The 22,948-nt window shown below is 38.9% G+C and carries 20 protein-coding genes; all 20 read right to left on the reverse strand.

Annotation, left to right across the window (positions count from 1 at the left end):
- The coding region (locus tag ACERJO_RS04440; protein WP_247104066.1) for a hypothetical protein at positions 1-189 on the reverse strand (189 nt) is incomplete at its 3' end.
- 288 nt (positions 190-477) lie between these two features.
- Positions 478-1,827: a type I glutamate--ammonia ligase gene (gene glnA / locus ACERJO_RS04445; RefSeq protein WP_247104065.1), complete on the reverse strand. Its 1,350-nt coding sequence runs from the start codon at positions 1,825-1,827 to the stop codon at positions 478-480.
- Positions 1,828-1,998: 171 nt separating this feature from the next.
- Complete coding sequence (locus ACERJO_RS04450) at positions 1,999-3,246, reverse strand: methionine gamma-lyase family protein (protein WP_247104064.1); 1,248 nt, start codon at positions 3,244-3,246, stop codon at positions 1,999-2,001.
- Position 3,247: 1 nt separating this feature from the next.
- Positions 3,248-4,522 carry a GTPase HflX gene (gene hflX, locus ACERJO_RS04455; RefSeq protein WP_247104063.1) on the reverse strand — a complete coding sequence of 425 codons (1,275 nt, stop codon included), beginning with the start codon at positions 4,520-4,522 and terminating at the stop codon, positions 3,248-3,250.
- A gap of 88 nt (positions 4,523-4,610) precedes the next feature.
- Positions 4,611-5,558, reverse strand: coding sequence for a stage V sporulation protein K (spoVK, locus tag ACERJO_RS04460; RefSeq protein ID WP_247104062.1), 948 nt, complete (start codon positions 5,556-5,558; stop codon positions 4,611-4,613).
- Between the two features lie 599 nt (positions 5,559-6,157).
- Positions 6,158-6,394 (reverse strand): RNA chaperone Hfq, encoded by a 237-nt coding sequence (gene hfq, locus ACERJO_RS04465; protein WP_035343864.1) that lies wholly within the window; start codon positions 6,392-6,394, stop codon positions 6,158-6,160.
- Positions 6,395-6,424: 30 nt separating this feature from the next.
- Positions 6,425-7,369 carry a tRNA (adenosine(37)-N6)-dimethylallyltransferase MiaA gene (miaA, locus tag ACERJO_RS04470; protein ID WP_373646693.1) on the reverse strand — a complete coding sequence of 315 codons (945 nt, stop codon included), beginning with the start codon at positions 7,367-7,369 and terminating at the stop codon, positions 6,425-6,427.
- A gap of 27 nt (positions 7,370-7,396) precedes the next feature.
- On the reverse strand, positions 7,397-8,167 hold the full coding sequence (locus ACERJO_RS04475) for a class I SAM-dependent methyltransferase (RefSeq protein ID WP_373646694.1): 771 nt from the start codon (positions 8,165-8,167) through the stop codon (positions 7,397-7,399).
- 19 nt (positions 8,168-8,186) lie between these two features.
- On the reverse strand, positions 8,187-10,034 hold the full coding sequence (gene mutL, locus ACERJO_RS04480; protein ID WP_373646695.1) for a DNA mismatch repair endonuclease MutL: 1,848 nt from the start codon (positions 10,032-10,034) through the stop codon (positions 8,187-8,189).
- Between the two features lie 16 nt (positions 10,035-10,050).
- A complete protein-coding gene (gene mutS, locus ACERJO_RS04485; RefSeq protein ID WP_373646697.1) occupies positions 10,051-12,645 on the reverse strand; it encodes a DNA mismatch repair protein MutS in 2,595 nt (864 codons plus the stop codon).
- A 117-nt stretch (positions 12,646-12,762) separates the two neighbouring features.
- Entirely contained in the window at positions 12,763-13,332 is a 570-nt protein-coding gene (locus ACERJO_RS04490) for an outer spore coat protein CotE (protein ID WP_247104057.1), read from the reverse strand.
- Positions 13,333-13,675: 343 nt separating this feature from the next.
- Positions 13,676-14,098, reverse strand: a complete 423-nt coding sequence (locus tag ACERJO_RS04495) for a YlbF/YmcA family competence regulator (RefSeq protein WP_247104056.1) — start codon at positions 14,096-14,098, stop codon at positions 13,676-13,678.
- Positions 14,095-15,723 (reverse strand): tRNA (N6-isopentenyl adenosine(37)-C2)-methylthiotransferase MiaB, encoded by a 1,629-nt coding sequence (gene miaB, locus ACERJO_RS04500; RefSeq protein WP_373646698.1) that lies wholly within the window; start codon positions 15,721-15,723, stop codon positions 14,095-14,097. Before miaB ends, ACERJO_RS04495 begins: the two co-directional genes overlap by 4 nt.
- A 311-nt stretch (positions 15,724-16,034) precedes the next feature.
- A complete protein-coding gene (locus ACERJO_RS04505; protein ID WP_247104052.1) occupies positions 16,035-16,901 on the reverse strand; it encodes a 2-oxoacid:ferredoxin oxidoreductase subunit beta in 867 nt (288 codons plus the stop codon).
- Positions 16,902-18,644 carry a 2-oxoacid:acceptor oxidoreductase subunit alpha gene (locus ACERJO_RS04510; RefSeq protein ID WP_373646699.1) on the reverse strand — a complete coding sequence of 581 codons (1,743 nt, stop codon included), beginning with the start codon at positions 18,642-18,644 and terminating at the stop codon, positions 16,902-16,904.
- Positions 18,645-18,978: 334 nt separating this feature from the next.
- Positions 18,979-19,239, reverse strand: a complete 261-nt coding sequence (locus ACERJO_RS04515; protein ID WP_035343845.1) for a stage V sporulation protein S — start codon at positions 19,237-19,239, stop codon at positions 18,979-18,981.
- 201 nt (positions 19,240-19,440) lie between these two features.
- Positions 19,441-20,241, reverse strand: a complete 801-nt coding sequence (locus tag ACERJO_RS04520; RefSeq protein ID WP_247104050.1) for a TIGR00282 family metallophosphoesterase — start codon at positions 20,239-20,241, stop codon at positions 19,441-19,443.
- Positions 20,242-20,315: 74 nt separating this feature from the next.
- A complete protein-coding gene (rny, locus tag ACERJO_RS04525) occupies positions 20,316-21,890 on the reverse strand; it encodes a ribonuclease Y (RefSeq protein ID WP_373646700.1) in 1,575 nt (524 codons plus the stop codon).
- Positions 21,891-22,038: 148 nt separating this feature from the next.
- Positions 22,039-22,704 (reverse strand): OLD family protein, encoded by a 666-nt coding sequence (locus ACERJO_RS04530; protein ID WP_373646701.1) that lies wholly within the window; start codon positions 22,702-22,704, stop codon positions 22,039-22,041.
- The gene (locus tag ACERJO_RS04535; RefSeq protein WP_247104048.1) at positions 22,694-22,945 is read right to left on the reverse strand and encodes a V-type ATPase subunit a family protein; all 252 of its coding nucleotides are present in this window, start codon (positions 22,943-22,945) and stop codon (positions 22,694-22,696) included. The genes ACERJO_RS04530 and ACERJO_RS04535 overlap by 11 nt, the downstream gene beginning before the upstream one ends.
- Positions 22,946-22,948 lie beyond the last annotated feature (3 nt).

Below are 22,948 nucleotides of genomic sequence, written 5' to 3' on the forward strand. Positions count from 1 at the left end.
TGTATCTTTATTTACTTCTTTTTGACGTTCTTTTAAATACCACCTTAATAAAAAGGTCATGACAAGAGCGGACACAATAATCATTCCATATCCACCTGTACCATCAGCAAAAATCACGAGTGTTACACTTCTTAAAAAGAAAAGCAATGTGAGAACATATGCAATTAAAATAACAGTCTTTTTACTCATCCTAAACTCCCTTCAAATTCAATCCATTGTCATTATATCATATTATCATTATAGCCTTTATAGCACGAAAAAGGGTTCTTACCTTCTCTCATTCTCCTTCGCTAGCATATAATGAAAGTAAAAGTTAATAAGACTTTTATTTATAAAGGAGATGATAACCTTGCTACAGCGACCAAAGGGTTTTTTCGTGGTGATCGCTCTCTTTTTCGTTTATTTCATGAATAGACATCAATTTAAGAAAAAGAAATAAAAAACCCTCAACACCAAAAGTGTCAAGGGTTCCTAGTATTAATAACCTTCTAAATATTGATCTCGTTCCCACGGATGGACTTGCGTACGGAACATATCCCACTCAATCTCTTTTGCCTCAACAAAGTTCTCAACAATATGCTCACCAAGAGCTCGTACGAGCGTATCATTTTGAATAAGCTTGTCTACTGCTTCTTTTAACGTTGCTGGAAGATCAGCAATGCCTTCTTCCACACGTTCTTCTTTACTCATGACATAAATGTTACGATCAGTAGCTGGAGGTGGAGTCTTCTTCTTCTTAATTCCATCAAGTCCTGCTGCTAACATCGCCGCCATTGCTAAATATGGATTAGCTGCCGGATCGGGACTTCTCACTTCGATACGAGTACTAATACCACGTGAGGATGGAATACGAATAAGTGGACTACGATTACGCATTGACCATGCAACATATACAGGCGCTTCATAACCAGGTACTAAACGCTTGTATGAATTAACAATTGGGTTTGTAATAGCTGTAAAAGCTTCAGCGTGATCAAGAATTCCAGCTAAGAATTGCATAGCTGTTTCACTTAATTGTGATTCAGTTGATTCATCAAAGAAAGCGTTACCTTCCTTTGTAAAGAGTGACATATTACAATGCATTCCTGAGCCATTTACACCAAATAGTGGCTTAGGCATAAACGTTGCGTGCAAACCATGCTTTCGAGCAATCGTTTTGACAACAAGCTTAAATGTTTGAATGTTATCACAAGCTGTCACTGCATCCGCATATTTAAAATCAATTTCATGTTGCCCTGGAGCAACTTCATGGTGAGATGCTTCAATATCAAAGCCCATGTCTTCTAGCTCTAAAACGATATCACGTCGGCAATTTTCTCCTAAATCTGTTGGAGCTAAATCGAAATATCCACCTTTGTCGTTTAGATCAAGAGTCGGCTCACCGTTTTCATCGTTTTTAAACAAGAAAAATTCTGGCTCAGGTCCGATATTAAAGTTCGTATAGCCCATTTTTTCTGCTTCTTTTAAAACATTTTTCAATACGCCGCGTGGATCCCCTTCAAATGGTTTGGGTTCTTCACCTGGCTTACCTGGTTGATAGACATCACAAATCAAGCGAGCAACGCGCCCTTTTTCCGGTGTCCATGGGAAAATAACCCACGTTTCTAAGTCTGGATATAAATACATATCAGATTCTTCAATACGGACAAACCCTTCAATTGACGAGCCATCGAACATCATTTTGTTATCGAGTGCCTTCGTTAATTGATCTACAGGAATTTCAACATTCTTGATCGTACCAAGCAAGTCGCTAAACTGAAGACGAATAAAGCGAACATTATCTTCCTTAGCTATACGCAAAATATCTTCTCTTGTGTACTTTGCCATTAGTATGTAGTCCCCTTTCAACATTCTTCATAATTGTATTAAGAAAATAAGCTAAGCTTATTTGTCTTTCATTCGTATGATCTCAATCTGTTATATAATTGATATCAATTTGCTATAGTTATCCAATTTTCATCTTACTAGATTGTTGCTACCAAGTCAACGAATGCCCTTTTATAAAATCGAATCTAATGCTTGTAAAACAGCAATTTTTACATGTTCATACGTTAATCCACCTTGTACATACGCCATATACGGCTCACGTATCGGTCCATCAGCTGTCAATTCAATACTTGCTCCTTGTATAAAGGTTCCGGCAGCCATAATCACCGGATTCTCATAACCAGGCATTGAACTTGGCTGTGGAGTAACATGTGCATTAATCGGCGAAGCTGCTTGGATCGCTTGGCAAAAAGTAATCATTTTTTCCGCTGTTGGAAATCTGACCGATTGAATAAGGTCCGTTCGTTTATCATTCCATTTCGGGTTTGTGTTCATCCCTAATTTTTCTAACAATGCCGCTGTAAAAATCGCACCCTTTAATGATTGTGATACAACGTGTGGTGATAAAAAGAACCCTTGATACATTTCGAGTAAGCTGTACAAGCTAGCCCCACCTTCTGCTCCAATCCCAGGAGCAGCTAATCGGTAGGAAGCGAGTTCTACTAGATCCTTTCTCCCTACAATGTACCCTCCCGTTTTAACAATTCCACCACCTGGATTCTTAATTAAAGAGCCAGCGATAATATCAGCACCCACCTCAGTTGGCTCCTTTATTTCTACGAATTCCCCATAGCAGTTGTCAATAAACACAATAACGTCAGATTTTATTTTTCGAATAAAATAAATCATCTGTTCAATCTCTTCAATTGTAAATGAACGACGATCACTATACCCTTTTGAACGTTGAATACCAATCATTTTCGTTTTTCCTGAAATCGATTGTTTAATTTGTTCTTCATTAATCCAGCCATTCTCACACAACGGAACAGCTTGATAATTAATTTGAAATTCCTTTAGAGAACCGTTTCCGTTTCCACGAATACCGACAATTTCCTCTAACGTATCGTAAGGTTGACCCGTTATATAAAGCAAATCATCTCCAGGCCTGAGAATTCCAAAAAGAGTCGTAGCAATCGCATGTGTCCCTGAAATAATTTGTGGGCGTACAAGAGCTGCTTCAGCTTTGAAAACATCTGCATATACTTGTTCAAGTGTGTCTCGTCCAATATCATCGTAACCGTATCCTGTCGAAGGTGTGAAATGAAAATCGGAAACTTTATTTTGTTTAAATGCCCTCATCACTTTTGCTTGGTTGATGATTGCAATTTGTTCAATTTCCTTATGTCTCGATTCAATCTGTTTATCAATTTCGAGCGTTAACGTTTCAATTCGTTCCTGATGTTGAAAATCATTGTACATTCTACTCTTCCTCATCCTTCATCCGATTCATTAACTCTTGACCAATGGCTGTATTTTGATGAACAAAACCACGAACATCATAATACTCGCCTTCCTCATTCCATTCCGCTTGCTTTAGGACCGTTGTTTGTTTACATTTAGCCAGAAATTTCCCTTCTGTCGCAAACAACTGAACATGATATGCGACCATTTGCTCAAGAAGCTTCTCTTCAATTGCTTCTTTTAATGCGTCAATGTCATCAGACTCCAGTGCAGAAATTTCAATGGAATCATCATGATAGGAAGGGACAAAAGGTACTATTTTTTGATCACTTTTGTTGTAAATAAGTAATTGTGGAATGTGCTGTGCGCCAAGTTCTGCAACTAATTGTTTCACTGTCCCTTCATGCTGTACGTGATCAGCATTTGAACAATCTACAACATGAAGGAATAAATCTGCCTCTATTAGCTCCTCCAAAGTGGAGCGAAAGGCTGCTACAAGAGTTGTAGGTAAATCTTGAATGAAGCCAACCGTATCCGAAAGTAAGATCGTTAATCCATTTGTTAATGAGCACTTTCTCGTTGTTGGATCTAGTGTCGCAAATAGCTGATTCTCTTCCAACGTCTCTGCATTTGCTAAACGATTAAGAAGGGTTGATTTCCCAGCATTTGTATAACCAACTAACACAACCTGTAACGTTTCATTTCGTTTACGTTGAGCTCGATAACGCTTTCGATGATTGACTATCGTTTCAAGCTGATGTTTGATCTCATCCATTCTTCTGCGAATATGGCGGCGGTCTGATTCTAGCTTTGTTTCACCAGGACCTTTCGCACCAATTCCCCCACCTTGACGCGATAAAGCGATACCTTGACCGGCCAATCTCGGTAACAAATAAGAAAGCTGAGCAAGCTCGACTTGAAGCTTCCCTTCACGCGATTTTGCACGAGCTGCAAATATATCTAAAATAAGCTGAGTTCGATCAATGACTGTTACTTTCGTTCTCGTATAAACATTTCTTATTTGACTCGGTGTTAACTCATCATTAAAAACAATTAAATCCACATCTGTATCCTCTAAAAACGCAACTAGTTCTTCAATCTTTCCTCTTCCTATGTAAGTTGATGGGTCAACCTTTTGACGTTTTTGAGTTACTGTCGCAACAACTGTACCTTGAGCCGTCTTAACTAAGCTCTTTAATTCACTCATGGAATAGTCAAAACGTTCGTCATCACTATCCAACTGACAGCCAATGAGAACGACCTGCTCATTTCCTCGCTTTATCACTTCTTCCAATCAAGCCACACCTTTCCTTAATATCCTTCCTCATCATATCATGAGCAAAGCAAAATTTAAAAGCCTGCTCATAAAGCAGGCTACTCAATTAGTTTACTTTAACATGTGAAGAGTGAAACTGAAAATCCATTCGTTTGATCGTAACTAATGAATCCTTATCAAATGTACCATCACGTAATAGCCGTACAGCTTGAAAACGAATCGCTTCCTCAATCATATTTCGAACATACCGTCCATTACTAAATGTCCCTTCCTCTTCACTTCTAATCTTCTGCAAATGATCTTTTACGTGCTTTTGTGCATCATCCGTTAACGTATACTGTCGGTCATGTATCATTCTTCGTACCATTTCCATTAATTGATTTGTTGAATAGTTAGGGAAATCAATGGCAATCGGAAAACGTGAAGGTAATCCTGGATTTAGGGACAGAAAATAGTCCATTTCGTCTGAATATCCAGCTAAAATTAATACAAATTCATGTTGACGATCTTCCATAGCTTTCACTAGCGTATCAATCGCTTCCTTGCCAAAGTCCTTTTCACCACCACGCGCAAGAGAGTAGGCCTCATCAATGAAAAGCACACCTCCATGTGCCTTTTTTAACACCTCACGAGTTTTCTGGGCGGTATGACCAATATATTCACCAACTAGATCTGCGCGTTCAACCTCTAAGAAGTGACCTTTAGCTAACACGCCCATTTCATGAAAGAATGATGCAATTAAACGAGCAACTGTCGTCTTTCCAGTACCTGGATTTCCTTTAAAAATCATGTGAAGTGCTTGCTTTGTCACCTTTAGTCCTTCCTTTTCTCGACAACGATTAATAAATAGCCACGCATAAATCTCCTTAACGAGCCGTTTCACTTCCTCTAATCCAACATATTCTCCTAGCTCCTGTTCAAATCGTGCTAATACATCATGCTCTATTTTAGATTCTTCATTCTCAAATAAGGACTCTTCCTCAAATTCATTTTGTTTTTGCGTTAGCACAACATTAATGCGACCTTTTTTTCTCACATACGCTGGGTTATCCATGATGTTCACCCCTTCGCTGACAAAAACCAGTCCAATATGATCTTCTATATTATATGAGACAAAAGCCTATTTTGTTCCATCTTAATTGCGTAGCGCTGAGCCGTTACAATAGGTTGAGCGTTTCTAAAAGTGGAACGTATAACGAGTGAAGCCGACTTCTCACGCAACACCGTCTACTTCCTCATCGAGTAAACTTCTAAGAATCTTATAAATTCTTAGAGGTTTAAGATTTGATTAGCAAAGGCCTCACTAGAATCAAGCTTTTCAAAACAGACAACGGTTTCGCACATTGCTTAAAGGACACCAAAAAGTTAAAAGTCAAACTTTTTCAGCACCCTTCTCTTTCACTTTTTTCATTAGCATACTTATAGAAAAGAATAACTATATGATAACTATTCAAAGCAAGTTCATATAAGAAGTTGAAAAAACTTATTTCAGACCTTTATGTCCAACTTTACAATGCTGTTGAACCTCTCTCATCTTCTGTCAGGATTTCATTAGACTACGGTTTCGCACAATGCTTAAAGGGCACCGAAAAAGTAAAACCCAAACTTTTTCAGTGCCCTTTAACTTAGCTGCTTCTTTGACCGCTTTCCATTCTATGCTTCAGGCTCAGATTTAAGCTGAACATTGCGTTGAGGTGCAAATGTGGAAATCGCATGCTTAAATACGAGTTGCTGTTTCCCTTCTGATTCAACTATGACCGTAAAGTTATCAAATCCCTTAACAAGTCCACGAATTTGAAAGCCATTCGTTAAAAAGATTGTGACCGGAATATTTTCTTTACGTAATTGATTTAAAAATTGATCTTGAATATTTACAGGTTGTTGTTTCATCAGGACTCCTCCTCTAATTGACTATCTCTTTTATTTCGCCATTGAAGTCCATTGTCCTTCAATGAATCGGCATATTTCAAAAAAAACATCAGAATGTAATCCATTTGTCATATCGAACCACTTTGCGTTGGTCTTATTTCTAAACCAAGTGAGCTGTCTTTTTGCATAATGTCGAGAGTTTTTCTTCAATAGCTCAATCGCTAAATCTAATGAAATTTCTCCGTCTAAATATTGATAGAGCTCTTTGTAACCAATTGCTTGAATGGACTGACAATGACGAATTCCTTGCCTATGCAGATTCGTCACCTCCTCTAACAACCCTTGCTCCATCATTAGATCGACTCGCTTATTAATTCGCTCATACAGCAGCTCCCGTTCCATAGACAAAGCAATATACACTAAATCGTAGGGACTGTCCTTCTCTTCTTCCTGCTGTTGCTCAGAAAATGGAGCACCTAGCACCTTCGTTAATTCTAATGCTCGAATCACCCGCCGTACATTATTCGGATGAATAAGTTCAGCACTTTTGGCATCAAGCTCCTGCAATTGTTTATGTAAATATGTTGTTCCTCTTTCAATCGCTACTTGTTCAAGTTGTCGCCGATAGTTTTTATCACCAGGTCGATTGACTAAGTCATATTTCTGAATAACGGCATTAACATATAATCCGGTTCCACCGACTAATATCGGTAGCTTCTGCTTGTCATTTAACGCTGTAATTAACGGGATCACTTTTGCCTGAAAATCAGCAACGGAAAAAGAGTCTTCAATATCTTTAATATCGATTAAATGATGTGGAATTTCTTGTTGCTCTTCCAAAGATACCTTAGCTGTTCCAATATCCATTCCTTTATAGACTTGCATTGAATCTCCGCTAATAACTTCACCATCATAGCGTTTGGCAAGCTCAATACTAAGTGCTGTCTTCCCTACAGCTGTAGGGCCTACAATGACTAATAATTTTTCTTTCATCATTATCTCCTGATTTTTGGAAATTCAAACCTATTTTTCAATAAAACCGTAATGAAATGTCGCATGCTGTCTTTTAATAACATGAAACGCAAACCGTTCAAAACGTTTACTTTGGAAATGATCCTTTAAAATAACCCGTTTCTTGGCAACTCTTTTCGCTTCACGAATTGTCTCAAATGTAAGGTCATCATAAAAGGCAAAGCTCTTCAATCCCTTCATCCCAATCGACTCAATGTTGCTCTCAAACATCGGATCAAAATAGATCACATCATAGCTTTCATCCTCGCACCCCTGTAAAAAAGTGAAGTGAGATTGATGAATGACTTCGATTGCCTTCATCGCATTAAGTAAATAAGGTTGTCCGTCTTTCCAGTTATACAATCCATATCGAACAAGATAGGCTAAAATACGGTTTGCTTCAATACCAGTAACATAACCACTCTCACCAACAGCGATTTTTGCTACTAGGGCATCTGCAGCTAATCCCAATGTACAATCAAGAACATTCATTCCTTTTTGTAAGCGACCAACCTCAACGAGTGGATCATATCCTGTTTTCAAAAATTGCTTCACCCGAAACATGGCTGAATTAGGGTGATAAAAGAAAGGGTGTCCACCATCTTTAGGATATAAGGTTAACCGATCTTTTCCGACAACCAGTACATCTTCTTTGTACTCATTTACGAGAGTTGAGACTGACTGATCATCACGCAAAAAATAAGTTGCACCTAAATCTCGACTCATTCTTTCAGTCTCGTTAGCAAGTGTTTTTATTTGTTTCCTAGCTGTTGTAATTATCACATTACTCTCACCTTTTCCCTTACATGATTCTTTTAAACATCTTTTCAATTGAATACGTAGAAAAGTGAACAATAATAGGCCGACCGTGAGGACAAGTAAACGGATCACCGCTTTTACGCAATGATTCTAATAACGCATACATTTCATCATGGCGCAAATGGCGATTCGCCTTAATAGCTGCCTTACACGACATTAAGATTGCCGCTTCTTCACGGAGCTTCGCTAAATTGATTGATTTATAAGATAATAAATAATCAATCATCTCTTTAATCGTTTCTTCTTCATACCCTTTTGGAAACCAACTTGGATGAGATTTTACAACATAAGACTGATGTCCAAAAGGCTCTAAAAAGATACCTACTGCTTTTAAATCATCTATATGCTCAGAAATGACATGTGCTTCTTGCACCGTATACTCAAAGGTAATTGGTACCATTAACTCTTGTACTTGCCGCGTAACTTGACCCACTTTATCACGGAAATATTCATACTTAATCCGCTCCTGGGCAGCATGTTGGTCAATTAAGTACATTCCTGTATCATTTTGGGCGACAATATACGTCCCATGCATTTGTCCTATTGGATAAAGTGTCGGAACGCGCGATGCTGGATTCTCTTTATTATCTAAATCCCTCTCTTGCACTCTCTCTTCTAGCTCACTGTCTTGTTCCTTAGTATCATGATGGAGCTGATGGTTTGTCCCTTCTTGAAAAGAATAACTGACAGACTTACTATAATCGAACGTACTAGTGGAATTATGATCATCTTCAATCGTTCTATCCATTTCATTCTGCTGTTGCTCCAAGTTTAAACTTAACTGCTCCTCCTTTACAGTAGGTTCAAAAGAACTTCTCTGACGAGTATCCACCTCTGGAATAAGTGTTTCTTTCTTAAATGCTTTTTGAATCACTTCCGTTAATAACTGCGAAAGCTCTTCTTCCTTACTTAAACGCACTTCTAGCTTAGCAGGATGAACATTCACATCAATGAGCTGAGGATCCATATTAATTGAAAAGACTCCGATCGGATATCGGCCGATTGGAAGTAACGTATGATACCCTGCTTGTATTGCACGAGCTAAGGCAAAATTTCGGATATAGCGCCCATTAATAAAAATCGAAATATACTGCCTCGATGCACGATTCACTTCCGGTTTAGCGATCCAACCTTCAATTTCATAATCTAGCGATCGGCCATTAATTTCAACCATTTGCTTGGCAACTTGACGGCCATAGATGGAAGCTGCAACTTGGCGAACATCACCATTACCCGCGGTCCGTAAAACGTCTTTCCCATCATGTCGATAATGAAAGGCAATAGTCGGATGAGCTAGTGCAAGACGGTTAATGACATCACTAATGTTACCAGCTTCTGTATGAACGGTTTTCACATATTTTAATCGAGCAGGTGTATTATAAAAAAGGTTTGTGACAACTACTTCCGTACCTTTACGAGCTCGTGCTGCATTTTTCGAGACGATTGTACCACCTTCTAATTTCAATTCAATTCCCTTTTCTGCCCCCGTACTCGTTAGCATTGTTACGTAAGAAACAGATGCAATACTCGGTAGTGCTTCTCCACGAAACCCTAATGTAGAAATATGGAATAAATCACGATCATGTTTGATTTTGCTCGTCGCATGTCGGAAGAAGGCTGTTTCAACATCATCATCGTCCATACCTTCACCGTTGTCAACAATGCGAATGTGAGAAAGGCCTCCTTCTTCTGCTTCGATTAATATGGATGTGCTATTTGCATCAATTGCATTTTCAATTAATTCTTTTACAATCGAAGCAGGGCGTTCGACAACCTCACCTGCTGCGATCTTATTAGACAACGCTTCATTTAACCTAATTATTTTAGCCATCGAACCCCACCTCTTTCTATTTGATTAACTTCTGTAAATCATTAATGAAATGAAGCGCTTCTAAAGGGGTCATATGTAAGACATCCTTTTCACGTAGCTTCTTCGTAACTTTGTCAGACGTATCGTTCCGTTTGAATGATTTCCCTCGTTCTGCTTCAATATGCTTGTCAGAAAACAAAGACAGCTGCTCGGGCTGACTTTGATTCTCCTTCACGACACTATCTCTGTTTAGCAGAGGAGTCGATTCTAACTGTTTTAATAATTCGTCTGCTCTTCCCGTCACTTCTGCTGGTAACTCAGCAAGCTCAGCAACATAAATCCCATAGCTTCTGTCAGCTTGTCCATCAACGACCTTATGAAGAAAAACAACCTTTCCTTCTTCTTCCACAGCAGAAACATGAACATTTTTTAAGTTTTCAAGAGAGCCTTCTAAAGCCGTTAGCTCATGATAATGAGTTGAGAACATCGTTTTGGCTCGGATTGTATCATGTATGAATTCAATAATAGCTTGCGCTAATGCCATACCATCATAAGTTGACGTTCCACGACCAATTTCATCTAATAAAATCAGACTATTCTCTGTTGCTTTTGTCAGTGCATACTTTGTCTCTAGCATCTCAACCATAAACGTACTTTGACCACTTGCTAAATCATCTGCCGCACCGATGCGTGTAAAGATTTGGTCAAAAATAGGCAGTTCAGCCGATTCCGCTGGAACATAACAACCTATTTGTGCCATAACAACAATTAAGGCAAGCTGACGCATATACGTACTTTTCCCCGCCATATTCGGTCCGGTTATGAGCAGCATCTCACGCCCCTGCTCCATAAGGAGATTATTTTGTACATACTCCCCTTTTTTTATGACGGTCTCAACGACTGGATGACGTCCAGATTGAATCGCAATTTCGTTCTTGTTTGAAAACTGTGGTTTCACATATTGCGCTTCCTCACTAATTTCAGCGAATCCACTAAGGACATCAATTTCACTAATAGAATGGGCTAATGCTTGAACAATTGTTACGTACTCCTTTGCAGCTTCTCGAATGCCGACAAATAAATCATATTCTAGTTGGGTAAGTTTATCTTCTGCTTCTAAAATTAACGCTTCTTTCGCCTTTAATTCAGGTGTAATAAAGCGCTCAGCGTTCGTCAACGTTTGCTTACGTTCATAGCGACCTTCCTCTAGTAAATGAACATTGGCCCTTGTCACTTCAATATAGTAACCGAAAACACGGTTATAGCCTACTTTTAACGTCTTAATCCCTGTTTCCTTACGTTCTTTCTGTTCTAATTCTGCAATCCATTGCTTCCCATTACGACTAGCATCTCGGTATGTATCTAGTTCATCGTGGTAGCCTTGACGAATCATTCCACCATCTGTCACAGAAATGGGTGGATCATCAACTAGACTTTCCTCTAATAGATCTAACAGTTGTTCTACCTCTTCATCATTGTAAAACCAAGCATTAACTTTTTCTTTTAAAAGTGGAATGCAATGCTCTTTAATGGCAGGAATACATTGTAACGAGCGTTTCAGCTGTACAAGTTCTCGGGCATTTACACTTCCATACGCAATACGACCAGCTAAGCGTTCAAGGTCATACACGTGTCGTAGCTCATCTCTAAGCTCATTTCGTACAAAATAATGATCTTTGAATGCTGTCACGATTTCTAGACGACCCTCAATCTCCTTCAAGTCAACGAGAGGACGATCAATCCAGCTTTTCACAAGTCTACCACCCATCGCAGTGACTGTTTTATCAACAACAGCTAATAAAGACCCTGCCTTTCTCTTTTCACGTAGCGATTCTGTCAGTTCTAAATTTCTCTTTGTATGGGAATCCATTTTTAAATAAGAGTTACTAGGATAATAAATAACAGGCTGTAAATGCTCCAACGATCTTTTTTGCGTACGAATTAAATATTGCAATAGACGACCGAATGCTTGAATGAGTTTATGAGATTGTAAGTTTTCACATAAATGATCATATCCATTCAAGATATCATATTCATCCTCGACAGAAATCGTAAACTGTTTTCTTTCTTCTAGTTTCAGTTTCAAATCTTCTGTTAATGTTGAGGCAATGACGACTTCTTTCGTACCGCTGTTTATCAATTCATGAATGACTTCATCAAAATCATCTTCAAATAATGTAACCGCACATTCACCGGTCGTTAAGTCTGCACGCGCTACTCCATATGAACCATCTTCAAACGCTGTTACCGCAACTAAATAGTTGTGTTCTTTCTCTTTAATCATTTGTCCATCCATGACAGTACCTGGAGTTAATAGCTTCACGACTTCACGCTTTACGACTCCTTTTGCCTGTCTTGGATCTTCAACTTGTTCACAGATCGCGATCTTATAGCCTTTTTCAATTAACTTTGACACATACGCGTCTGCAGAATGGTATGGTACACCGCACATCGGTATCCGCTCATCCCCTTGGCCTCGGCCTGTTAACGTAATCTCAAGCTCTTGTGCAGCAAGCTTAGCATCTTCATAGAACATTTCATAAAAATCGCCGAGACGAAAAAATAAAAAGGCATCTGTATACTGAGCCTTGATCTCTAAATATTGCTTCATCATTGGTGTTACTTGTGCCATCCGTTTCCCTCCACCGTCCATTAATCGCTTTTATTATTATAGCATAGACAATGTCTGAATCACATGATAGACGACAGAAAAACCGAGCAAGCCTCTAATTGGACCTGCTCGTTTTCCTTACTTCTCAAATTCACCGTGAAGAAAATTCGGATCAAGTCTTTCATATTCTTCATCACTGACTTGGTCTGAGTAATCTTCTATAGGATAATCTTCAACGATTCCATTTGGGTTAACAGCTACTGCCACTTTTGTTTCCCCAATACATTCAACGACAAACTCTCGTTCCACTTGCACATTCACATTCGATCCCTCTTCAGCAATCGTTGCTTCAAGTGTATTTGGTTGCTGAACCGCACGAGCTATAACATCCATTTGATTCGATAGAACGTTGTCATCTCGCATCGTTAAACCCACTTCATCAGTGTAAGTAACGGTTTGAGTGGCAACATCAGTCTTTGTATTTTGATTATACGAATACCAGACATTAATATCATAGCTTCCTTGCACGACGACAGTGTCACCCTGCTTCTCAGCTGTATATTTATGATTAATGATCCAGCAGCCAAGAATGCTTGACGGTTTGTGTGAAGGGCTAATCGTATGAGTTGCATCTAAAAACTTACGACCTTTACCACATACCGCTTTTGTAATAATTTCACGATAATTCACATTTTCATTTTGAGACATGAAACTAAACCCTCCTCTTTCTCATATCGTATCGAGTTGTCGGTCGCTCGTACGGCTTTTGCCTTATTCGCTCCGCCAATTCCTTCACTGACATCCTATGCAGGGCGAATGACCAATGTGCAATAGAAAGTAACAAGATGAAAGCAAAGTATTATCTCTAACACGATATGTGAACATAAATGAATTTAGTACAGAAAATATAAAAAAGAGGCTATAGAATAAAAGAAGGGCACTGATGAAGTTTGGTTTTTAACTTGTTCGACACCCTCAGAAAAAAGCAACACTCACTTAAAAGAAAAAACTGGTATGAAAAGCAATAATGCCTTCCTTACCAGTTAACCTTTTATTGACAGCTATCGAATGGGCTTTTCGTTGTTCTTCGTTTCAAGATATCTCCGCCCATTGATGTAATAATTTCATCCGTTACTGACTTTGAAATTGTATTAGAAACCATTTGTAGTAACTCATTTACTTCAAGCTGGCTTTCTTTAAATTCTTGTACGAGTGGAATTTGGTCAATTTCTTCATGTAAAGCATCAATTTGTGCTTCTACTTCTTTTAACGCTTCTGATTTTCCATAATGTTGCAAGTTTACAGCTTCTTTTTGTAGCTTCTTAATCTTAGCAATTAACTCTTGAATCTTAACATGCTCATTTATTTGCTTTTCAGCTCGCTTGAAGAAATCAACCTCTTCTGTACTAGCCATCATTTTGGCAAGCTCTGTTGCCTTTGTGCGTATTTCTTGTCGTGTATATCCTTTTGTCATGACCTTACCTCCGCCATCTCAACCATTTCTCCTGTTAATGACCATGTTTTTGCTTCAGTTACTTTTACATATACAATTTCCCCAATGACTTCTTTAGGAGCTATGAAATTCACTAGACGATTCGTCCGTGTACGACCAGCTAATACATCAGGATTCTTCTTACTTTCACCTTCCACTAACACTTCAACAATTTGATCTTGATACGCTACATTTTTCTTTGCTGAAATGTCGTTGACAAGGGCATTTAGCCGGGCTAAACGCTCGCGTTTCACTTCCATCGGAACATTGTCCTTCATCTTCGCAGCTGGTGTACCTTCTCTAGCTGAATAAATATACGTATACGCGCTATCAAACTCAATTTCTCGTACTAACGATAACGTTTCTTCAAATTGTTCTTCTGTTTCATTTGGGAAGCCGACAATTAAATCCGTTGTAAATGAAGCATTGGGTATCGCCATTTTAATTTTATGAGCAAGTTCTAAATATTGCTCACGTGTATATTTTCGAGCCATTAGCTTTAAAATAGCAGTGCTTCCATGTTGAACTGGTAAATGAATATGCTCGACTAGATTTCCACCCTTTGACAACACTTGAATTAAGTAATCATCGAAGTCACGAGGGTGACTCGTTGTAAAACGAACACGTGGAATATCAATCTTATGAATTTCGTCCATTAATTGTCCTAATCCATTTTCAACATCTTCTAAATCTTTTCCATATGCATTTACATTTTGACCGAGCAGAGTAATTTCCTTATAGCCCTGACGTGCAAGATCACGTACTTCAGCAATAATATCTTCTGGACGTCTGCTGCGTTCCTTCCCACGTGTATAAGGTACGATACAATACGTACAAAACTTATCGCAGCCGTACATAATATTCACCCACGCCTGAGTCTTCCCTTGACGAGCACGTGGCATATTTTCTACGATGTCTCCTTCTTTTGACCATACTTCAATGACCATTTCTTTGCCTAGTATAGCATCATGCAATAAATGTGGCAGCCGGTGAATATTATGTGTACCAAAAATTAAATCAATATGCTGGTGCTTTTGCATAATTCGATTAACGACATTTTCTTCTTGCGACATACAGCCACAAACCCCGATAATAAGTTCAGGACGTTCCAGTTTTAATGGTTTTAAATGACCAATCTCACCAAATACTTTATTTTCAGCATTCTCCCGTATCGCACAAGTATTAAGCAAGATCACATCCGCTTCCTCTGTTTCTTCAGTTGCTTCAAAGCCCATTTCCAGTAACAGACCAGCCATATTTTCAGAGTCATGTGTGTTCATTTGACAGCCATATGTGCGTAAAAGAAATTTCTTACCAGCCCCAATTCCTCTCATCGTATCTGGAATTAAGCTATCTGGACGAAGAACCTGAACTTCTTCTTTTCCTCTTCGTTTACCTTGACGATAATCAGGCTGTTCTAAGATCGAAATATCTCGCCCTGCAATGCGAATGACCTTTTTATTGTCTTCCTCAGAAATGACCTTAGCATTGGAAAAGTCAAAATACTTACTATAATCTTTTTGGCTACCACCAGAGGATTTTAAGTCCTGCGTAGCACCTTTTTCGTTTGCATTCGTTACTTTTCCTAGTCGTTGCTCTTCATTCATATTAGCTCTCCTTTCTTTCGAATAACGCGATTAAAACAAACATACAATAAATAATTATAACCCGTTTATTCGCTGTACACAATGAAGCTGAAACAAAAGTATTTTCATAAATGAGATATCGAACAAATACACAGTGTTGAACATAAACCACTCCTGAAATATACTTCGCTAAATTCTCTATATGTTCGGATTCTCAGCTAAACTTTTTTTATGTCCCCGACTCTTTGTTTTTTATAACAATTATTAAGCATACCTACGCAATTCGGCAAATAGAATTATCTATTCAGAATATCCTCTATTAAAGGAATGAATTACATAAACTCATTCATTAGCTCGTTAAATTTCGCTTCTTCCATTTTCAAGTCTTGCTTTGACAATGGTTTATCATCATATCCATTAATTAACTCTTGGTAGGAAGGTTGCTCTTTATTTTGATAGATTAATCCTGTTACGAGACCATCATGCTCCATTAATGTTTGCATCGCGAGCAGGCGATTCGACGGATCATACTCTTTTATATCATCCAATTTTGTTAAGTTCTCTTTGAACCATTCATACGTGTTTACTTTATTGAAAGTCACACATGGACTAAAGACATTAATAAGCGAGAACCCTTTATGATTGATCCCTTCTTCTATTAAAGCGACTAAGCCTTTTAAATCACTTGAAAAGCTTTGCGCAACAAAAGTCGCTCCAGCTGTCAAAGCCATCTCCATCACATTTAACGCTGATTCAACAGACCCACTAGGAGTACTTTTTGTTTTAAAGCCCATTTCACTTCTCGGTGATGTTTGACCTTTTGTTAAACCATAAATTTGGTTGTCCATAACAATATACGTCACATCAATATTACGACGAATGGCATGGATGGTATGTCCCATACCAATCGCAAATCCGTCCCCGTCTCCTCCAGATGCAATAACGGTTAAATCACGATTGGCCATTTTTACCCCTTGAGCAATCGGAAGTGCACGTCCGTGTACACCGTGAAACCCATATGAATGAATATAACCTGAAATACGTCCAGAACAGCCAATACCTGATACTACTGCTAACTCCTCTGGCTCAAGTCCAATATTTCCAGCCGCTCGTTGTATCGCCGCTTGAACGGAGAAATCTCCGCAACCAGGGCACCAATTCGGTTTAACTTTATTACGAAAATCTTTAAATGTTGCCATCTAGACCAACTCCTTGCATGCTTGATGTAGCTCATTAGGTAAAAACGGATTTCCGTCATATTTCAGAATGCTCTCAATCTTCGCATTTGTCACATTCATTTTAATAATAGATGCAAGTTGTCCAGTAGCATTATGCTCAACGATGACTACCTTCTTCGCCTTTTTCATCTCAAGTTCAAGCTCTTCTTTAGGAAACGGGTGAAGTAATCTCACTTGGACATGGTTTGCTTTTATACCATCATTCGCTAAACGTGGAATTACCTCTTGAATCGTCCCTCTCGTAGAGTTAATACCAATAACAAGTAAATCGGCTTCCCTATGCTCCGAATGAATAAATAAAGGGTGATTAAAACGTTTGTTCAATTGATTGAGCTTACGCATTCTTTTATCCATTTGTGCTTTTCGATTTTCCGGTGATTCAGAAGGCTTTCCTACCTCATCATGCTCGACCCCCGTCACATGATGAATACCATTCTTTGTCCCAGGTAAGACACGATTTGAGACGCCCGACTCAGTCACTTCATAACGTTTAAAATAAGACTTTTCCTCTCGTTCTGGAATCGTCTCTTCTGTTTCAATGATGCCACGTCTAATCTCAAATTGATTGTAATTTAATGGTTCAACCGATTGCTTCCCAAGAGATAACGCTAAATCTGTCACTAAAATAACTGGACATTGATATTCTTCCGCTAGGTTAAACGCTTCAACCGTATCATAAAAGGCCTCTTCAACTGTACTTGGAGCCATGACAACCTTCGGAATATCACCGTGAGTACTAAAGAGAAGTGCCATCAGATCAGATTGCTCTTGCTTTGTCGGTAAGCCCGTACTCGGTCCTCCACGTTGTGTATCAACAATGACTAGTGGTTGCTCCGTCATTCCAGATAACCCTATAGCTTCAGCCATTAATGACAGACCAGGTCCAGCAGAAGCCGTGAAAGCACGAACACCAGCATAGTTGGCTCCGATTGCCATAGTACATGCTGCTATTTCATCCTCTGTTTGAATAACCGTCCCCCCGAACTCAGGTAGCTTTTCAATTAAATATTCCATAATTTCAGAAGCAGGAGTAATCGGGTATGCAGCCATAAAACGACTACCTGCAGCAATCGCTCCAAGTCCAATGGCATCATTGCCAATCATAAACATCCGTTTTTGTCCATCAGCATCTGCTAGCTTGTAACCTTCCAACGTATCTCCAATTCGCTCCTTAACAAAGTTTGCACCAGTACGTATCGCTTCCATGTTTTTTGCAACAATCGATTCACCTTTACGAAGAAAAAGGTCTTCCACTACATTCTTATAAGAAGACGGTTCAAGACCGATAATCGCACTTGTAGCTCCAACAGCAACCATATTCTTCATTAATGAAGTTCCCAGTTCCGTCGCTATTTCAGTAAATGGTATATCGATTAATGTCAAATTGTAGTGATCGGGAAGAACGGGCTTGAACTTTGCATCAGCAATGATTATTCCATCTTCACTAAGTTCATGAATATTTACATCAATTGTTTCTTGATCAAACGCTACTAAGATTGTCAAATCATCAGAGATGGAATGAACAGGCGATGTACTTACACGTATTTTGTTATTTGTATGACCACCTTTTATTCTTGATGAAAAATGTCGGTATCCATACAAAAAATAGCCTAAGCGGTTTAATGCCGAGGCAAATATTTCACCAGTACTTTCAATACCTTCACCTTGTTGTCCGCCAACTTTCCATGACAATTGCTCCTTCACTTTTGTTCCACCCTTCTTATATTTATCTATTATAAAAGTAAGTTGTTTCATAATTTTCATTTATACCTTAGCAATCGTAGCATATTCCTATCTAATTTACTAGAATCATTCAAATTGTAAGTGAGGCTAGACCAAAATTTTTTTCTGTATGAGAATCCGAACAATCGGTGCAAATAAGCCACTCCTGAATGATACTTCGCTTTCAGCAGGAGAGTATCTACGATGAAAGCCATTATCATCGTTATATCTTTTACATGAAAATGAAAAATAGCTACCTAACTGATTAATCAGCTAAGTAGCTACTTCTGTCAACCGACTAATCTGATTGACTGACCTATCTAGGCTCAACAATTAACTTCATTGCAGTTCGTTCTTCACCTTCAATTTCAATGTCGGTAAAAGCAGGAATACACACTAGCTCAATCCCACTTGGTGCAACAAAACCACGCGCAATTGCAATTGCTTTAATCGATTGGTTTAACGCCCCTGCACCGATTGCTTGAATCTCTGCAGCACCCCTTTCCCTAATCACACCTGCTAAAGCACCAGCTACAGAATTTGGAGTAGATTTTGCCGAAACTTTTAAGACTTCCATTTTTGTGTACCTCCTCTTAAACGGATACGTGTAGGTTGTCCATGAGTCCTAGTATTTTCATGATTACGACAGTCCAATTGGTTCACAACCAATTGCACAAGATGCAATATCTAGTTCATTTTATTTCAACAATTCGAATCATATTCCAAAAATATTCAAGCAACCTAAAGATCCTTTAGTTAAACGTCCTAAACGATAACATTATTCCATCATGTTTAATGGTTGGTCATCATTAATTTGAATACGAGAAACCTTTTTGGCAAACCCGGTTTTGCTGTCTAAATCAATGACAACTGCACTTAATTGCGTGCGACCAGCTGCTACTTCAAATCGGACAGGTAATGTTGTCAAGAACTTATGAAGAACCGCTTCACGATCAACACCCAATATTCCATCATAAGGACCTGTCATACCGACATCAGATAAATAAGCAGTACCTTTTTCCAAAATTCGTTCGTCAGCCGTTTGGACATGTGTATGCGTTCCAATAACTGCACTCACTCGTCCATCTAAATACCAGCCCATCGCCTGTTTTTCACTTGTAGCCTCTGCATGAAAATCCACAAAAATAAAAGGTGTGCGTCTTGACACTTCTTCGAGAATCTCATCAGCCTTCTTAAACGGACAATCTAATGCAGGCATAAACGTTCTCCCCATTAGACTCACTACTGCCAATTCGATTTCATTAAAACGCACATAAGTATATCCTTTTCCGGGCGTTCCATCAGGGTAGTTTGCTGGCCTAACCATATGTTTCGCTTGTGAAATAAATTGAAAAATATCACGATTGTCCCACGTATGATTCCCAAGTGTAATTGCCTGTGCACCAGCATCTAGAAACCCCTTATAGATTTTCTCAGTTATCCCTTTTCCTGATGCTGCATTTTCACCATTAATAACCGTAAGTGTTGGCTTAAACTGTTTTTTTAGTTTTGGCATATACTCTTGAACCATTTGACGTCCGGGTGCTCCGACTACATCCCCAATAAATAAAATTCTCATACATTCTCCTTCCATCAAAAAGCTTCCTTACTTTTCCTTCCATCTATAAAAGAAAGTGGCGACAAGTCGCCACTTTACTTTGCATATTCAACAGCTCTCGTTTCACGAATAACCGTAACACGAATATGACCTGGATAATCCAACTCATCCTCGATTTTCTTCGTAATGTCACGAGCAAGCTTATGAGCAAGTGCATCGTCAACCACATCTGGTCGAACGAGAATACGAACCTCACGTCCCGCTTGAATTGCATAAGTTTTCTCTACACCTTCAAAGGATTCTGAGATCTCTTCAAGCTTTTCCAAGCGACGAATATACGTTTCGAGCGTTTCTCGACGTGCACCTGGCCGTGCGGCAGATAGAGCATCTGCAGCTGCCACTAATGTTGATATAATAGATGTTGATTCTGTATCACCATGATGAGAAGCGATAGCATTTATGACCGTTGGGTGCTCCTTATATTTCGTAGCTAGCTCAACGCCAATTTCAACATGACTACCTTCTACTTCATGGTCAATCGCTTTTCCAATATCATGCAATAACCCAGCACGCTTGGCTAATTTCACATCTTCACCAAGTTCTGACGCCATCAAACCAGCTAAATGTGCCACTTCCATGGAGTGCTTTAACACATTCTGGCCATAGCTCGTTCTAAATTTCAAACGACCTAAAATCTTAATTAAATCTGGATGCAAGCCATGAATTCCCATCTCAAAGGTCGTTTGCTCCCCATACTCTCGAATTGACTCATCGACTTCACGACGAGATTTATCAACCATTTCTTCAATTCGCGCAGGATGTATTCGACCATCTTGCACTAATTTTTCAAGTGCGGTTCGAGCTATTTCTCTTCGAATTGGGTCAAATCCTGATAAAATCACAGCTTCTGGTGTATCATCGATAATTAAATCAATACCTGTAAGCGTCTCAAGAGCACGAATATTACGTCCTTCTCGACCAATAATACGACCTTTCATCTCATCGTTTGGAAGTGAGACAACAGACACCGTTGTTTCTGCAACATGGTCAGCAGAACAGCGTTGAATAGCTAATGATAATATCTCTCTTGCTTTCTTATCTGCTTCTTCTTTCGCTTCTACCATTCGTTCCTTAATCATATGAGCTGTTTCATGAGCAAGATCTTGCTCTAACTCATGACGAATAGTTTCACGCGCTTCTTCGCGGGTTAATCCGGACACTCTTTCAAGTTCCAATTGTTGCTGCTTCCGAATTTCCTCCACTTTGTTTTCCATCTCTTCAATTTGGCGTTGTTTTTTGGTGAGAGATTCCTCCCTTTTTTCCAAAGATTCCTCTTTCTTATCTAAGGTTTCACTCTTCCGGTCAAGAATCTCTTCTTTTTGAACCAAACGATTCTCTTGTTTTTGAATCTCATTTCTGCGTTCACGAACTTCACGTTCAGCCTCAGTACGAATTTTATGAACATCATCCTTTACTTCAAGGATCGCTTCTTTCTTACTCGTTTCAGCATCACGCTTCGCATCTTCCACAATTTGTTTAGCTGCAAATTCCGCACTAGTAATTTTTGCTTCGGCAATGGATTTTCGAACAAGATATCCAACAACTGCAAATACGATTGCAGAGACAACAAGCAAAGCGGAGAAGAGGATTACATCTATTTGAAAGCTCACTCTTTCACCTCCTCTTGCTATCTAATTGTTGGGTGTCATTTTTCATACTTTCATGAAACATACATGTAAAATGATCGCGATTAAGATAAAAATTATGATAATAATCGCATTCCACTTAATTTTAAAGCTCAACTAATGCATTGTCAAGCTAGTCAACATTTGAAACTTCACTGATCCCGTCTTTCATGCTCACCTCGTAAGATAGATCACCTGATTGTGCAAGGTGATAATTATGAGTAATCATAATAATTTGGCGATTAAACATCGTGCTTAATGATTTCAAAAATTCGAATAAAGCGTGCACATATTCTCCTGAAACGTGCTTCCCTGGCTCATCTAACAATAGGGGGCCTTCACGTTTTGGGTGAATGGTTTCAATTAAAGCAACCCTTAACGCTAATGTTACAATATCAACGACGCCACCGCCCCTGGCATCTTGTGGCTTTGTTTTCACCTTTATCCCTTCATATTCCGAAACAACATAAAATTCTGCAATTGGTCTCGCTCCATGTTCGTCAATTTCAATTTGAAATGAAAATAAGGGCCCAAATATGTATTGAAGAGCGTTTGTGACAAGCGTTTCAATTTGCTGTTTTGCCTGTTCTCTTGCATATTCAGCAGATTGTTGTAAAAGCAAACGAGCCTTCTCATACGTATCAATCGTTTTAAAATAAGAATCGAGCTCCGCTTTCTTAGCGCTAATTTGCTCCACAAGTAAATTCCTACGTTCATCTAGACGATTCCACTTTGTTAATGCCCTCTCATATGTCTCCTTCAATTGATTATAATGTTCTTGCTCATTTTCAACTGTCATGATCAATCAATTCCTTAGGGATCAATTCCCACGTTTCCTTGAGAGTCTTTTCAATCGTTTGCTCTAAACGATTAATCTCAGATTCTAGCTCTTCTGGTTTTACACCTAATTCATCTAATTCCTCAAGTAATCGTGATTTTTGATTCTCAAGCTCTTCTAATTTGGCCTCTGCACGGTACTTAGTATCTCTTGCTTTTTCTATCGCTTTTTTCATTTGTTCAAGCTGCTGCTCTACGGACATATG

Source organism: Halalkalibacter sp. AB-rgal2, assembly GCF_041821005.1.
In the GTDB taxonomy this organism is placed as follows: Bacteria; Bacillota; Bacilli; order Bacillales; family Bacillaceae_D; genus Halalkalibacter.